Genomic DNA, 14,654 nt, shown 5'->3' with positions numbered 1-14,654 from the left:
ACATGGCATGCCTTTCCGGTCAGGAAGAACAGACCGGAGCGTAGGCGACATACGGGCGCTGCGGGCGAAAACGGAAACCTTGCCGCTGGTCCCGTGGCTAGCTGTCAGTTCGCCGGATGCCCAGCTCCGGCGTAGTCGTCCCCAGGCCGGTGGAAGGTGTGGATCTGAATCGCCTGTCCCTCGGTCGGCGCGTTGATCATCAGGCCGTTCCCGAGGTAGAGCCCCACGTGGTGGATGCCAGCCGCCGGACTGCCGTAGAAGACGAGATCGCCCAGCTGCGGTTCCTGCCCGGCCGGAACCGGCGGCACCGCGCGGAACTGGCTGTCCGCCGTGCGCGGCAAGGAAATACCGGCGCTCTCGTAGGAAGCCTTGGTGAGACCCGAGCAGTCGAACCCGGCCGCGCCCGCGTCGGGTCCGTTGCCGCCCCACACGTACGGCAGGCCGAGCTGTCCCAGCGCGAACCGCGTGGCGCGCACCGAAGGCGCGTTCGCCTTCGTCGGGTCCAGGGAAAGGGTGGCGTACAGCTGGGCGTAGCCGAGCACTCGCTGCCGGAACAGCTCCATGCCGCTGCCGTTCTCGTAACCGGCCACGGCCTTCCACCAGCCATTGCCCGCCGAGAGGTCGACGCCGCTCGCGCACAGCGCGCGGCCCGCGGCGACGGACGCGGCCGACGGGTCGGACAGTGCTGGGTTCGCGATGCCCGGGATCTCCGCGCCGTACTTCTTCCACTGCTGCGCCGAAAGCCCCATCGGCTCGCCGTCGCCGCGGCCGTGGTTGTTGCCGGCGACGCCGAGGCCCGCCAGCGTGACCCACGACAGGTGGCAGTCCGGGCGCTCCTTGCGCATGGCCAGCTCGCCATTGGCGTACCCGAGCAGCGCGGGGGCCGGGATGTCCAGCGGCCCGGCGAGCGAATCCGCCCACTTCTGCAGCGGGGCCGGACCACCGCCTCCGCCAGCCGCGCCCTGCGCCGGTTCCTGCGCTTGCACCGGAGCGCTCGCCTGCAGCACCGACGGACCGCTGACGGTCTTCGCGGGGGACGGCGCGGTCAGCGCGGCTTGCGCGGGAACAGGGGCGGGCTGGTCGCGTCCGGCCACCAGCCAGCCCGCGGTGGCGAGCCCGGCGACCAGCGGCAACGCCACGAGGCCACGGTACAGCGCGCCCCGAGCCCAGCTGGGCTTCGGCGGCTCGTCGGCGGTGGGGGTCTCCGGCGTCACGGCGTCCAATCTAGAAGAGCGCACCTCTAGGTAACGAGCGAGTGGCTTGCACGTTAGGGGGACTCTCATATTGTGAGCACATGGCTGAACTCGACGCGGCGCGGCTGCGGGACGGACTCGGCGGCCGCTACGCCCGCCTCGACGTCGTGGAGACGACCGGTTCCACCAACGCTGACCTGCGGGAAGCCCTCGTCGGAGGAGCGGAAGACCGGACAGTTTTGCTGGCTGAACAGCAGACCGCGGGGGTCGGTCGGAGGGCTCGCTCGTGGAGCTCGCCGAAGGGCGGGTTGTACCTGAGCGTCGCGCTGCGCCCGGCGGGCGTGCCGTTTTCCGCGCTCGGTTCACTGTCCGTGGTCGCCGGGCTCGCGGTGCACGCGCTCGCCACCGATCTGGGTGTCGACGTCGCCCTCAAATGGCCTAACGACGTGCTCGCCGGACCGGAGCGGGCCAAGTGCGCGGGCATCCTCGCCGAGGCGGTCGGCGCCGGCGAATCGGCGGTGGTGCTCGGCATCGGGCTGAACGTCCTGCCGCTCGGCGACGACGTCCCGGCCGGTCCGGGCGGTCTGCCCGCGACCTCGCTCGCCGAGCAGGGCGCGACGACCACCGACCGCACCGAGGTCGCGCTCGGCCTGCTGACCAGGCTCGACGACCTCGAACGCCGCTGGCGGACGGCGGGCGGCGACCTCACCGAGGCCGGACTGCTCGGCGACTACCGCGCCCGGTGCGCGACGCTCGGCCAGGACGTCCAGGTGCAGCTGCCGGACGGGTCGACGCTCACCGGCCGCGCCGCGGACCTGGACGCGTCCGGCCAGTTGCAGGTCGACGTGCCGGACGGGCGGCGGCTGACGGTTTTCGCCGGCGATGTGGTGCACGTCCGCCCCGCTTGACCGGAACGGGCGCGCCCCAGCGAGCCCAGCGCCGGTACGGTGGATCCACCACACCGGCACACATTCGCAGGGGAGCGCCCGCCGTGGCCTATCCGGACGATTTGCTCAGCCAGAACGAACGCGTGGTGGTGCACAGCCACCCGCACTTCAAGATGCTGATCTTCCCGTTCCTGGCGTTCGTGATCACCGTCGGCGCGGCGGTGTGGCTGCTCGTGGTCGCCAAGGACTTCGCCGGGCCGTGGAACAACATCACGATGATCGCGGTCGCCGTGGTGGCGCTGCTCTTCGTGGTGTGGCTGTTCCTCGCGCCGCTGGTCCGCTGGCGCACGACGCACTTCATCGTGACCACCGACCGGCTGATCGCGCGCGAGGGCGTGCTCAAGCGCACCGGCATCGACATCCCGCTGTCGCGGATCAACAGCGTGCAGTTCGAGCACGGCCTGCTCGACCGGATCTTCGGCTGCGGCACCCTCATCATCGAATCGGCCTCGGACGAGCCGCTGCGCTTCGATGACATTCCCCACGTCGAGCACGTGCATACGGTCATTTACCGCGAAGTCAACGACAATCCCTACGACGACTACCACGGCGCGCCCGGTCCGCAGGACACCGAACCTCTGCCCCCGCGCGGCCGGGAACCGCGCGGAAGGAGACGCTGACGTGGGTGCTCGAGAGGTCGGCCTGCCGGAACGGGTCCCCGCGGGCGGGCTGCCGCCGCGGGTCGAGATCTGGGAGGTCGGGGCGCGCGACGGGCTGCAGAACGAGAGCTCGGTCGTGCCGGTCGAGGTCAAGCTCGAATTCCTGGACCGGCTCGCCGGCGCCGGGCTGACCACCCTCGAGGCGACCAGCTTCGTGCACCCGAAGTGGGTGCCGCAGCTCGCCGACGCCGAACAGCTGCTCGCCGGGCTCGACCGCCACGACGGCGTCCGCTACCCGGTGCTGGTGCCGAACGACCGCGGCCTCAACCGCGCGCTCGAAGCGGGCGTCGACCACATCGCGATCTTCGCCAGCGCCACCGAGACCTTCGCCCAGCGCAACCTGAACTCGACGTTCGACGACCAGTTCGGCATGTTCGAACCGGTGGTCGCCCGGGCTCGCAAGGAGGGCCTCGAGGTCCGCGGCTACCTGTCGATGTGCTTCGGCGACCCGTGGGAGGGCGTGGTCGACGTGGAGCAGGTCGTGCGGGCGGGCAAGCGGCTGCTCGACTTCGGCTGCTCGCAGCTCTCGCTCGGTGACACCATCGGCGTCGCCACCACGAACCAGGTCACCCGGCTGATCGAGGCGTTCGGGGACACCTCGGCCCTCGCCGTGCACTTCCACGACACCTACGGCCAGGCGCTGGCCAACACCGAGGCCGCGCTGCGCGCCGGTGTGTCCACAGTGGACTCGTCGGCCGGCGGCCTCGGCGGCTGCCCGTACGCCGAGTCCGCGACCGGCAACCTGGCGACCGAGGACCTGGTCTGGCTGCTGGAAGGACTCGGCGTGGAGCACGGCGTCGACCTCGGCAAACTGGTGGAGACCAGCGTGTGGATGGCCGGGCAGCTGGGCCGTCCGTCGCCGTCGCGGGTCGTGAACGCGCTGGCCGGATAACGCTCCCGAAGTCGTCCCGCTCAGCGGGCAGACGGGGCCCTTGCCCGGGCGAGGGCCGACGGGAAACCGTTGGGGCCGCGGGCAATCGTCGACGGCGAACCGCTGGGCTGGTCGAAAAGCGGCTTGGACCGCGCGTTGGTGCGGCGGCGCCTCCCCGTCGCCCGATAAGGTGGGTTTCCCGCTCGCTCGGAACCTTCCGCCGCGAGCAGGCGTCCGACCCGGTGCCGGCACGACCGAGAAGAGGGTGCCAGTGTCCGACCAGCCCGAACCGGCAGACACCGACGTCGCTACCGGCCCGGTGCGCGTGCCCGTCCAGTACGGCGGGCTGCTCGAACGCGGCTTCGACGAGGTGCCCACCCCGCCCTCGGGCACCGGAGTGCTGCCCGCGCAAAGCCGTCCGCCGGTCGGTTCTCCGCGCACCGACCGGGAAAGCGTGCTGGCGCTGTTCGCGGTGCACATGTTCCCGCTCGGGCATTTGCCGGTGGCTTCGGACCGTCCGGACCGGCAGTTGCCGCTGCCCTCGGACGGGGTCGCGGTCGCCGAGGGCGTGCGGCGGCCGCTGTTCGACCATCCGGAATCGGCGCTGCTGGACGACACCGCCGTGCTCGGGTACGTCAAGCAGGGCTTCCGTCGTTCGCCCGCACCGCCGGTAGATCCGGAGCCGCCCGAGGCGGTCGTCGAAGGCTATGTGCCGCCGGAGGGTCCCGAGTGGGAGCGCCGGTTCGTCGTCGGCGCCGAGTACGTGTGGCCGCCGGCGGAGGGCTGCGTCGAAGAGCCGAACCCGGTGGTACTGCCGGAAAACACGCTGCTGGACCGCTTCGGCAGCGACTACGGCCGCGTGTTCGCGCCCGACGGCACGCCGTTCGCGGAGCGCGCTTTGCCGCCCGCCGCACTGCGTTCCGGCTACCGCCGTTACCGCGTGCTGAAGCCGATGCCGGTGTGGCAGGCCACGTCGGCGGAGTGGTTCGACGGACCGGGCGGCGGAATCCGCTACCGTGCGGTGCTCTCCGCGGACGAACTGGTCACGCTGGGATTCTTGGCAGACGTCACGCAGGAGGCACGATGAACGCCCAGTCGATCCGCAGATGGCTGGGCGTCATCGGCGTGCCCGAGGAAGTCGTGTCGATCGGCCGGGAAGCGGACAACACGTGGTGCCTGCTGCCGACCTCCGACGGCGGCTGGGAAGTGTTCTGGCGCGAGCAGGGCAACCGCTACGACTGGGCCGCGTTCACCTCCGAACAGGTCGCCTGCCACTACCTCTTCGGCAGGCTGACCTGGTCACAGGTGGCGCGCGGCGCGGTCGGCGTGCTGCCCGGCGCTCACTGACGGCGCAGGACGGCCAGCGCTTCGTCGTGCAGGAGGCCGTTCGTGGACAGCGCTGAGCCGCCCTCGTAGGTCTCCGCACCGGAAAGATCGGTGAAGCGGCCGCCCGCCTCGGTGACGATCACCTGCGCGGCAGCGACGTCCCACGGGTTCACGACGCACTCGGCGGCGACGTCCATCGCGCCCTCGGCGACGAGGCAGTGGCTCCAGAAATCGCCGAACGCGCGGGATTCCCAGCACGCCTCGGTGAGCGCGAGGTACTTCTCGCGGGAGTGGTACTCGGTCCAGCTGTTCAAGTCCGTCGTGGACAGATAGGCGTCGCCGAGCGCCGCCACCTTCGACACCGACATGCGCCGTTCGCCCGCCGCGTCGCGCAGGTGCGCACCCTCGCCGCGAGCTGCCCACCAGCGGCGGCCCAGCAACGGCGCGCTGATCATGCCGACTACCGGCGTGCCGTCCTCGACGAGCGCGATCAGCGTCGCCCACACCGGGACGCCGCGGAGGAAGTTCTTGGTCCCGTCGATCGGGTCGATCACCCATGCCCGGCCTTCGCTGCCCGCCGAGCCGCCGCGTTCCTCACCCGCCACGGTGTCGCCCGGCCGCTCGGCGGCGAGGATTTCGCGGATCGCGTCCTCGACGGCGGTGTCGGCGTCGGTCACCGGCGTGCGGTCCGGTTTCGCGGACACCGCGAGGTCGAGCGCACGGAAACGGGCAGTGGTCAGCGCGTCGGCGGCGTCCGCCAGCCGGGTGGCGAGAACGAGGTCATCCGAGTAGGCAGGCACGGTCACGATGGTTTCACGCCCGTTCGCCGTAAGGTTGGCCAGGTGAGCATGGTCCTACTTGCCGAAGACGATCCGGCCATCGCCGAGCCGCTGTCCCGCGCGCTGCACCGGGAGGGGTACGAGATCGAGGTCGTCACCGACGGCCCGGCGGTGCTGGCCGCGACCGCCGCGCACCGGGTCGACCTGCTCGTGCTCGACCTCGGGCTGCCCGGGATGGACGGGCTGGAGGTGTGCCGCAGACTGCGCGCGAGCGGTACCGAACTGCCGGTGCTGATGCTCACCGCGCGCACCGACGAGGTCGACTTCGTCGTCGGCCTCGACGCGGGCGCGGACGATTACGTGGCCAAGCCGTTCCGGCTCGCCGAACTGCTCGCCCGGATCCGCGCGCTGCTGCGCCGCCGGGTGCCGGAGGTGCTGGAGGCCGGCGGCGTCCGGATGGACCTCGGCGCGCGACTGGTCACTGTGGACTCGCACGAGGTGCAGCTGGCGAACAAGGAGTTCGAGCTGCTGCGCGTGCTGATGAGCCGGGCCGGGCAGGTCGTCAGCCGCGACGAGATCCTCGCCGAGGTGTGGAACGACCTGGAGTCCAAGACGTCGAAGACGCTCGACATGCACATGTCCTGGCTGCGCCGGAAACTCGCGGTCGCCGCCGACGAGGCGGCGGGCAGGCAGGCGAAACCGGCGCATTCCGACGCTGAGCGGCGCATCGCGACCGTGCGCGGAGTCGGGTTCCGGTTCAATGTCGAGTAGCCGCCGCCGATGAGCATGCGCCGCCGGATCCTGCTGGCGATCCTCCTCGCCGTGCTGGTCACCGCGGCCGTGCTGGGCATCCCGCTCGGCGTCACCGCGTGGCGGCTGGTGGAGAACCTCAACCGGGAAAGCCTGGCCGAACGGGCGCGGAATATCGCCGCGACCGTCGACACGCAGGTCGCGAACGGCCAGGAAATCGACCTGGAGCAATTCCGGGTCGGGGTTCCCGACGGCGGCATGCTGATCGTGCGCGCCGAGGGCTTCAGCGAAAAACACCTCGGCGCGAACCCCGGCCCGGACCCGGTGGTCGAATCGGTGCCGACCGCGCGCAGCGGCACGGTGATGCTGGCGATCCCGAGCGGTCCGGTGCGCACGAAGCAGACGCAGGTGACCCTGCTGGTCGTGCTGCTGGTGGTGCTGTCGGTGGGCACCGGCGCGGTGGTGGCGACCGTGACCGCGCGCCGCTTGGCGAAACCGCTCCGGCACGTCGCGGACCGAGCGTCCCGCCTGGGCGGCGGCGATTTCCGCCCGGACCCGAGCCGCTACCGAGTAGCTGAGCTGGACATGGTCGCGGAGGCCCTGGACACGTCGGGATCCGCCTTGGCGCAGCTCGTGCAGCGGGAACGGCAGCTGGTCGGCGACGTCTCGCACCAGCTGCGCAGCCGGTTGACCGCGCTGCAGCTCCGATTGGAGCCGCTGACCGGACATGAGGACCCCGATGTCGTCGAGGAGTCCCGGGCCGCGCAGGAACAGGCGGACCGGCTAGCCCAGGCCCTGGACGAACTGCTGGCCGCCGCCCGTGCCGCGCGCGAGGTGGATGCCGAGCCGGTCGATCTGCCGGTGGCGCTGCCGGCGGTTGCGGAGGAATGGCGTCAGCTGCTGCGGGTCGAGGGGCGGAACCTGCGGCTGAAGGTCGCGGACGGCTTGATGGTGCGCGTGACTCCGGCGCGGCTGCGCGAGGTGATCGGAGTGCTGCTGGACAACGCCCTCCGCCACGGCGCGGGAACGGTCACGCTGTCCGCCCGCCGCGGCGATGCCGAGGGAACTGTGGTGATCGAGGTCGCGGACACCGGATCCGGGGTGCCGGACGAAATCGCGCCGCACATTTTCGAACGCGGTTTTTCCGGCGGAGGTTCGACCGGGGTGGGTTTGGCTCTGGCCCGCGCTCTGGTCGAGGCGGACGGCGGACGACTGGAACTGTCGAACAAGCGTCCGGCGATTTTCAGTCTCTTCTTGAAGGTGCCGCGCCCGGACGAGGTAGGAGAATTGCAGTGGCCCTCGGAGCCGGTTCCTCGCTGAGGATCTGGACGGCTTCCGGCGGATCCACTGCTACGCGATGCGGTGGCTGACCTTTGGAAGCCGGTGCTGTATCACGAATTCCGTCGCCCAGCGGGAAAACGCACCGCTGAGATCGGTCAGCGTGTCGTGGTCGAACAGTGCCAGCCGGGTCACCGGGGAATCCGGGTCACCCCGTCCTTGCGCCGTTCCCCCAGCTCATCCGGGAACACCCACTTCTTGAATCCCCAGAACCGGAACACCATCGCGAGCAGCATGCCGATGATCGACCCGCTCGCGAAGTCCGCGACTTCCTGCACGAACCGCGACACGTTCGGCACTTCCAGGTGCAGCCAGTAGCGCGAGATCAGCAGCGGAATGAGGTTCACCACCACCGCGACCCCGCTGATCAGGAAGAACAGGGTCGCCTCGTGGGCGCGTTCGCGGCCGCCGCGGGTGCGGAACGACCATTCGCGGTTGAGCACGTACGACACGATCGTCGCGACGATGATCGCGATCGCCTTCGCCGTGGTCGGTTTCGACTCCAGCACGCTGAGCTTCAGGAAGTACCAGACGCCGTTGTCGACCAGGAAGGTCGTGCCGCCCACGATCGCGAACTTCAGCAGCTCCCGGTGCTTCACGAGCACGGAGCGCAATGGCTCGGGCGTGCGGGCGAGCACGGTTTCGACGACGGTCACGTATCGCAGTCTAGAGAATTCGAGGTCACGCCCGGTGTCAGGCGGCCTTACGGTCCGGAATATCCGGATTGTCGTTCCGCGCTGATTCCGGCCGGGCGCCCTCCGTAGGGAACACCCACTTCTTGAACGCCCACCAGCGGAACAGCGTCCCCAGCAAGGTGCCGAGAATCATCCCGCTCACGAAGTCGGCGACCTCTTGCCCGACCAGGCTCACGTGCGGCACCTGCAGATGCAGCGCGTACCGCGATACCCACTGCGGCAACGCGTTCAGCCCCAGCGCGACCCCGCTGATCAGGAAGAACAGCGCGGCCTCGTGCGCGCGCTCGCGCCCGCCGCGGGTGCGGAACGACCATTCGCGGTTCGCGACGTAGGAAAAGATCGTGGCGATCAGCACACCGACGATCAGCGCCGTGACCGGATGGGTCCGCAGCACGGTGAACTTCAGGACATAGGTGATCGTCAGCGTGATGACGAAGCTCGTGCCGCCGACCAGGGCGAAACGGACCAGCTCACGGTGCTTCGCCAGGAGTTCGCGCACCGACCGGACGCTACTCCGTGAACCAGCCGAAGAACCCCCGGGGTTCGACCGCCGGCGGACGGTTGTCGTGGTTATCGGGTTTGCCGGGCTTGCCGTTCGAGCCGGGGTTCGGCGGCGCGCTCGTGGTGGCGGACGGGCTGCTCGACGTCGGGTCCGGCGTCTCGTCGTCGTCGGAGGACGGCGTGGACGGCGGGGTGACGCTCGTCGTCGGGTGCTTCGACGGACTCGGCTCGTGACTCTTCGAGGTCGAGGTCGACGTCGTCGGCAGTGACGGCACCGTCGTGGACGTGAACGGTCCGATCGTCGGTTCGTGGCACATGTCCCACCAGCAGCCGAGATCCACCGACACCGGGTTGGCCGAGGCGCTGCCGAGCGACGCGTTGACCGTGACGGTGAGGGGGCCGTCGAACGGCTTGCGGTCCACCATCACCAAGAGGTCCGCCTTCTCGCCCGGAGCCAGCGGTTTGGCACTCGTGCAGCTCGTGCCCGCCTCCCCTGACGTGCAATCGAACCTCTTCAAGCCGAACTGCCAGGTGGTGCTGTGGTCGAACGTGATCGTGACGGGCTTCGTGCTCTGCCCGGTGTTCTGCACCGTGGCCTGGATCTCCGGCTGCAGCTTCCACGGCAGGCCGAACGGCCTGGCCGTCAGCGACAGGGCGTCCTGCGGTGCCTTGACCTTCACCTGGACGCTGACGGTGACGTTCACCGAAGCACCCGCCGTGACCGAACCGGTCACCGTGCCGCCGCTCGCGTTCTCGTCCGCCTGCAACCGGAACATCAGCACAGCCGACTGGCCAGGCTGCAGCCCGCTGCCGGTCTTGCACGTGACCGTGCCCGTGCCGCCTGGGCACGCGACCTGCATCGGCCCAGACTGCGCGGCCGCTTCGCTGGAGTACGAGCCGACCGCGCCGCCGCCGTTGGCCTGAACGGCTCGCACTCCCGGCGGCAGGTTCAGCGTCGCCTGGACGGGATCGGACACGGCGTTGCCGTTATTGCGCACGGTGATCGGCAGCGCGACCGGTCCGCCGCCCGGCTGGAGTTCAACCCCGTTCGGCGGCAGGGACGCGGACAGCTGCGGAGCCCCGGCGGGCGGGTTCTGGGCAGGCGGCTGCGCCGGTGGGGCGGCCGGAGGCGCCGCGGGCGGCGGCACGGCCGGAGGCGCGGGCTGGGCAGGCGCTGGTGCCGGGGGAGCGGCGGGCGGCGCGGCCGGAGGAGCGGGGGGAGCAGGCTTCGGCGCAGGTGCGGGCGCGGCAGCCGGCGGTGGTGCGGGTGCCTGCTGTGCGGCCGGGATGGTCTGGGTCCCACCGCCCGCGGCCAACGCGACCGCGATGGCCGCCACCATCGCGGCTCCGGACAGGGCGACCCCGGCGAACTGCCGCGGCGCGGACGCGGCGGCTGCCGCACCCGCCTTGGCCCCGCCCGCCGCAGCGGCTCCAGCACCGGCAGCGGCGGCACCGGCGGTCGCCGCGCTCGCCTTGGCCGCGCCGATCGTGGCCAGGTAGCCGAGAGCGGCGCCGCCCAGGACGATCGGGGCGATGATCGCGCGCAGGCTGCCGTTGACGTCGGCCAGTTCGGCCGCCAGTACCCGGCACTTCTCGCATTCGTCGAGGTGGTTCTCCACCTGGGAGCGTTCGCGTTTGGACAGCCCGTCGCGCGTCCAGGCGCCGAGCCGATCGGCCGTCGCGCGGCAGCGGTCGGCACCGGTTTCCTGCAGGTGGACCTGCAGATACGCCTGGCGAAGCCCTTCCCGGGCGCGGTACGCGAGCGCGGAAACGCCGTTCGCGGTCAACCCGAGCAGCGGCGCGACTTCGGCCGGGCTCTGCTGCTCGATCTCGGTGTGCCACAGCACTGCCTGCCAGCGTTCCGGCAGCCGCGCAAACGCTTTCGCGGCCATCGTGCGCTCGAGGCCCGCGACGGCGGTGTCGGAGAACGGCACGGTGAGCGCCTCGCCAGCGGCCCCGCCGACGTCGCTCATGTCCTCGTTGAGGTCGATCCGGCGGTCACGGCGCGTCTTGTCATACGCAGTGTGACGCAGCGCGGTGAGGAGGTACGCGCGGAAGGCGCTGTCCGGGCCCTTCCCGCCGCGCAGCGTGTCCAGCACCTTCGAGAAGGCCTCCGACACGAGGTCGTCGGCCTCCGAGCTGGACCGCGCGAGCTGGCGGGCGAGGTTGTGCGCGGCACCGCTGTGCCGCTCGTAGAGCGGACCGTAGGACGCGATCTTTCCCGCGCGGACCTCTGCGATCAGCTCGGCGTCACTCTTACCGGAGAGATCGGCGGGAACGGTGGACACGGGGCTCCTTTGAGGCTGCGCGCGCGGCGGACTCCACGCGCCTTACTCCCTACAACGCACACCAAGTGTGACGGATGCGGCGACACTCGTCACGCCGTGGTCCGGCAGATGCCTCAGTAGGCGCAGCAAGTTCACCTTCTCGTCTCCGTGATTACGCGAAAAAGATCGGGGAAAACGCGTCACGAGGACCCCTCCGCCGCGTCCCCTTCGTGATTGGGGACAAGATCGACAGGTACCGGAAGGAGCTGGGGGTTCGGTGGACGTACCGGCGACCGGGGCGCGGTTCGGCTCCGCAGGCGACTCGTCGGGGGACGAGACGCGTGCGCGGTTCGAGCGGGACCGCCATTTACGGGCATTGCGAGCTCGCTGGCGAACGGCCAGTCTCGCAGCCGGCTGGCGTTTCCCCAGCGACTGGGCGCTGCCCGAAGTCGACGCGGTGTGCGCGGCGGTGGTCCGGCACGGCTCGACGGGCGCGGAAAACGCGCTGGCCGGACTGGGCCGGGCACGGGCCGCGGCGGGCGCGGGGCTGTCGGAAACGCTGTCTGACCTGGCCGCTTTGCACGCGGTGCTCGCCGACCCGGACGCGGTCGACGGATTCGTCGCACCGGACGTCGACGCCACCCCGGCCCGGCTTCTCCGCGTAACCGCGCTGGCCTGGGCAGACGTCGCCACCGACCAGCTCGTGCACACCGAAGTCACCGACCCGCTCACCGGCCTTCCGTCCGCGGCGTACCTGCGGACCCGGCTCGGTGAGATCTACCGAGGCGGGGGCAACGAAGCGAATGTGCTGCTCACCGTGTCGCTGGACCTGACGTCGGTGTCCGGCTGGCCCCGGCTGACCGCGATGATCCTCGCCGCCGACGCCGTCCGGGCCGTGTTCGACACCGGCGAGTGTTACGCGACGATCGGCCCGTCCGCGGTCGCGGTGCTGGCCGAACGCAACGAGCGCCTGGCCACGCGCGGGGTCGCGCTCCGACGGGCGCTTAACGAACGTCTTTCCGTGGATCCGCAGCTGCGCGACGTCGCACGTCCGCTCGTGTCGGCCGTGCGGTTGCCCGGGACCCATGACCGGGCCTGCGAGCTGCTGACGGAATTGGCGCACAGCTAAGCCCCGGTCCCCCTTCCTGACCAGTATTCCCGCAGGCGTGCTTTCCTGTTGTGGTGACCAGGACCGTATCCTCCGCTGCTGACAGCGAAGCTCCGGTGAATCGATCCGGGCAGCCCCGGCTGGCTCTGCGCCGATCTCTGGCACGGCTGTCCGTGCGCCCGCGGTCGATGCTGATCTTCGCGATTTTCCCGCTGCTGGCGATCGCGATGGGGTTCTGGGGCTGGGCGCACGACTGGAACCTCGGCGTGGACAGCGCGGTCTACCGGGCAGGCGCGCTGCAGCTGCTGCGCGGGGACAATCTTTACGACGCGAACACGCTGCCCACCGAACCGGGCTGGGCGCTGCTGCCGTTCACCTACCCGCCGACCGCGGCGCTGCTGTTCGCGCCGCTCGCCGTCGTGCCGGTGCAGGTGGCCTGGGGTTTCCTGACCGTGGTCTCGCTGGGCGCGCTCGCGCTGTCGGTGCGGATCGCGATCGGCGCGCTGCCCCGTCCGGCCGCCGACAGCCCCCGCTGGTGGGCTTCGCCCGCCCGGTCGACCATCGTGTTCTTCCTGGTTTTCCTCGGTTTCGAACCGGTGTGGCGGACGATCTTCCTCGGCCAGATCAACCTGATCCTGATGGCGATGGTCCTGCTGGACCTGCTCGTGATCTGCGCACGCGGCAGCCGCTGGGGCGGCGTCCTGGTCGGCCTCGCCGCGGCGATCAAGCTCACTCCCATCGTGTTCGTCGGCCACCTGCTGATCACCGGCCGCTGGAAAGACGCCCTGCGCGGCCTGGCGACCTTCGTCGGCATGCAGGCGCTGCTGTTCCTGATCAACCCGCACGATTCGTGGAAATACTGGACCAAAACGCTCCCCGACACCGGCCGGATCGGCCCGGTGCACTGGGCGGGCAACCAGTCGCTGAACGCCCTGATGAACCGCGCCACCGACCTGGCCCCGTGGGCCTCCAGCGCGGCGACCGCGATCGGCCTCGTGCTCGCCATTCCGGCGCTGTGGCTGATGTTCCGCTTCCACCGGCGCGGGCAGGCGCTGGCCGCGCTGCTCGTCACGGCGTTCTGGATCCTGCTGATCTCGCCGATTTCCTGGACGCACCACTGGGTCTGGGTCGCGCCGCTGGTCGTGCTCCTGGTGTCCAGGCTGCCGAAAACCACCCCGGCGACGGCGTGGAAACGGTGGCTGGGGACGTTCCTGGTGGCGTTCGTGTTCGTCAGCTGCGTGCTGCTGATCTTGCCGAACGGCCGGAATGTCGAGCTGCACTGGAAGGTGTGGCAGAACATCCTCGGTGACGCGTACATCCTGATGCCGGTGGTGCTGGCCGTCGCGTTGGTGCTGCGGTGGGGGTTGCAGCGGCGGGCTCGCAACCGGGCACAGCAGGAGACCGTTTAGCCTTTTTGTGCTGGTCAGCGGCTTGCTGGCGGTTTTTGTCGGTGGTGGCGGTTACTGTCTGGATCGCGGTGGTTACGCGGCCGTCCGGAGCCTGGCTCGCGGGCGGGCACGGCCATCGTTCTGATCCGGCATCGCTCTGATCGGGCGCGGTGTGGACAGATCAGCCGAATAGTGAGCGTTGTCAGTCCGCCGAACCGCCGTAATAGTCGCCCAGCGAGGTGCGGGTGTACTGAATGAGCAGCTCGGCGTGCGCGAAGTCGTCCGGAAGACAGTCGCGGGCCGCGGCGAGCAACTCATCGAACCGGAACGGCGGCGTGACGGTCTTGGCGAGGGGATGCCGTTCGCGGAGCTGCTTCATCAGCTCGGCGAGGTAGATGACGGCCGCGTTCGAATCGGTGGTCCAGAGCCAGGCGAGCACCTCGCCGAACCCCGGAGGAAAGGCCAGCGGCCGGGGTGCGCCGGTGAGCATCCCGGTGGCCACCCCGGGGAGGCTCGCCTGACGAAGTGCGTGAAGAACCGGCCGCGGGAGGGTGACAGAGTCCATCCGGCCATCCTGCTGCAGCGGGAGGGTTTGAGGTGGGGTTTCGCTGTCCGGGTGTTGCCTGGTTGGGGTTGGGGTGCTGCCTGCGTTCGGATTGCGGGAAGGCACTTTGGGGAGCCAGGCTGCTTCTCTGGATCGGCGCGCCGGTTTCGCCTGCGCAGTCCGGTGAGCGCACCTGTTGCCGACTCGATTCGCCCGCAGCCGAACCCGTGTCGGCCAACCGGTCGCTGCGCTTCTGCCCAGGGACTTCCGCATGAGGAGCCATCGTGG

Annotated in this window: 16 protein-coding genes; 9 read left to right on the top strand and 7 right to left on the bottom strand. The window is 70.4% G+C overall.

Going from position 1 to position 14,654, the window contains the following annotated elements; genetic code table 11:
* Positions 1 to 104: 104 nt before the first annotated feature.
* A complete protein-coding gene (locus ATK30_RS12990; protein WP_244194599.1) occupies positions 105 to 1,214 on the bottom strand; it encodes a C40 family peptidase in 1,110 nt (369 codons plus the stop codon).
* Between the two features lie 80 nt (positions 1,215 to 1,294).
* On the opposite strand from ATK30_RS12990, the gene ATK30_RS12985 reads away from it, so the two are divergent.
* The 5 genes from ATK30_RS12985 to ATK30_RS12965 all read left to right on the top strand — a co-directional run bounded on the left by ATK30_RS12985 (position 1,295) and on the right by ATK30_RS12965 (position 5,017).
* Positions 1,295 to 2,101, top strand: coding sequence for a biotin--[acetyl-CoA-carboxylase] ligase (locus ATK30_RS12985; protein WP_101435825.1), 807 nt, complete (start codon positions 1,295 to 1,297; stop codon positions 2,099 to 2,101).
* 83 nt (positions 2,102 to 2,184) lie between these two features.
* The gene (locus ATK30_RS12980; protein WP_101435824.1) at positions 2,185 to 2,760 is read left to right on the top strand and encodes a PH domain-containing protein; all 576 of its coding nucleotides are present in this window, start codon (positions 2,185 to 2,187) and stop codon (positions 2,758 to 2,760) included.
* Position 2,761: 1 nt separating this feature from the next.
* On the top strand, positions 2,762 to 3,691 hold the full coding sequence (locus ATK30_RS12975) for a hydroxymethylglutaryl-CoA lyase (protein WP_101435823.1): 930 nt from the start codon (positions 2,762 to 2,764) through the stop codon (positions 3,689 to 3,691).
* 250 nt (positions 3,692 to 3,941) lie between these two features.
* A complete protein-coding gene (locus tag ATK30_RS12970; protein ID WP_244194598.1) occupies positions 3,942 to 4,757 on the top strand; it encodes a TNT domain-containing protein in 816 nt (271 codons plus the stop codon).
* Positions 4,754 to 5,017 (top strand): hypothetical protein, encoded by a 264-nt coding sequence (locus ATK30_RS12965; protein ID WP_101435821.1) that lies wholly within the window; start codon positions 4,754 to 4,756, stop codon positions 5,015 to 5,017. The genes ATK30_RS12970 and ATK30_RS12965 overlap by 4 nt, the downstream gene beginning before the upstream one ends.
* Here the strand turns inward: ATK30_RS12965 and hisN are convergent.
* Positions 5,011 to 5,802, bottom strand: a complete 792-nt coding sequence (gene hisN / locus ATK30_RS12960; RefSeq protein WP_101435820.1) for a histidinol-phosphatase — start codon at positions 5,800 to 5,802, stop codon at positions 5,011 to 5,013. The two genes, ATK30_RS12965 and hisN, sit on opposite strands and share 7 nt — an antisense overlap.
* Before the next feature lie 42 nt (positions 5,803 to 5,844).
* Here hisN and ATK30_RS12955 point away from each other — a divergent pair, with 42 nt between their 5' ends.
* Together ATK30_RS12955 and ATK30_RS12950 are read left to right on the top strand one after the other, a co-directional pair.
* Entirely contained in the window at positions 5,845 to 6,546 is a 702-nt protein-coding gene (locus ATK30_RS12955; RefSeq protein WP_009072764.1) for a response regulator transcription factor, read from the top strand.
* 15 nt (positions 6,547 to 6,561) lie between these two features.
* The gene (locus ATK30_RS12950; RefSeq protein ID WP_101440793.1) at positions 6,562 to 7,845 is read left to right on the top strand and encodes an ATP-binding protein; all 1,284 of its coding nucleotides are present in this window, start codon (positions 6,562 to 6,564) and stop codon (positions 7,843 to 7,845) included.
* Positions 7,846 to 7,875: 30 nt separating this feature from the next.
* Here the strand turns inward: ATK30_RS12950 and ATK30_RS46850 are convergent, their stop codons facing one another.
* Genes ATK30_RS46850 through ATK30_RS12935 form a run of 4 tightly spaced genes read right to left on the bottom strand, consistent with a single transcriptional unit; the run spans position 7,876 to position 11,347 of the window.
* Positions 7,876 to 7,998, bottom strand: coding sequence for a hypothetical protein (locus tag ATK30_RS46850; protein WP_279629990.1), 123 nt, complete (start codon positions 7,996 to 7,998; stop codon positions 7,876 to 7,878).
* Positions 7,995 to 8,519: a GtrA family protein gene (locus ATK30_RS12945; RefSeq protein ID WP_101435819.1), complete on the bottom strand. Its 525-nt coding sequence runs from the start codon at positions 8,517 to 8,519 to the stop codon at positions 7,995 to 7,997. Before ATK30_RS12945 ends, ATK30_RS46850 begins: the two co-directional genes overlap by 4 nt.
* Positions 8,520 to 8,556: 37 nt before the next feature.
* Positions 8,557 to 9,057, bottom strand: a complete 501-nt coding sequence (locus tag ATK30_RS12940) for a GtrA family protein (RefSeq protein WP_101435818.1) — start codon at positions 9,055 to 9,057, stop codon at positions 8,557 to 8,559.
* A gap of 10 nt (positions 9,058 to 9,067) precedes the next feature.
* Positions 9,068 to 11,347 carry a sigma-70 family RNA polymerase sigma factor gene (locus ATK30_RS12935; RefSeq protein ID WP_101435817.1) on the bottom strand — a complete coding sequence of 760 codons (2,280 nt, stop codon included), beginning with the start codon at positions 11,345 to 11,347 and terminating at the stop codon, positions 9,068 to 9,070.
* Positions 11,348 to 11,603: 256 nt separating this feature from the next.
* Between ATK30_RS12935 and ATK30_RS12930 the strand changes: the two genes are divergently transcribed.
* Positions 11,604 to 12,455, top strand: coding sequence for a hypothetical protein (locus tag ATK30_RS12930; protein WP_167441897.1), 852 nt, complete (start codon positions 11,604 to 11,606; stop codon positions 12,453 to 12,455).
* A gap of 53 nt (positions 12,456 to 12,508) precedes the next feature.
* Positions 12,509 to 13,843 (top strand): glycosyltransferase 87 family protein, encoded by a 1,335-nt coding sequence (locus tag ATK30_RS12925; protein ID WP_101440791.1) that lies wholly within the window; start codon positions 12,509 to 12,511, stop codon positions 13,841 to 13,843.
* Between the two features lie 181 nt (positions 13,844 to 14,024).
* Here the strand turns inward: ATK30_RS12925 and ATK30_RS12920 are convergent, their stop codons facing one another.
* The gene (locus ATK30_RS12920) at positions 14,025 to 14,387 is read right to left on the bottom strand and encodes a hypothetical protein (RefSeq protein WP_143271377.1); all 363 of its coding nucleotides are present in this window, start codon (positions 14,385 to 14,387) and stop codon (positions 14,025 to 14,027) included.
* Between the last annotated feature and the right edge of the window lie 267 nt (positions 14,388 to 14,654).

The sequence above is a fragment of the Amycolatopsis echigonensis genome (genome assembly GCF_002846615.1).
GTDB lineage: Bacteria > Actinomycetota > Actinomycetes > Mycobacteriales > Pseudonocardiaceae > Amycolatopsis > Amycolatopsis echigonensis.
Note: the sequence above shows the minus strand (reverse complement) of the source record. Positions and strands in the feature narration are given on the sequence as shown.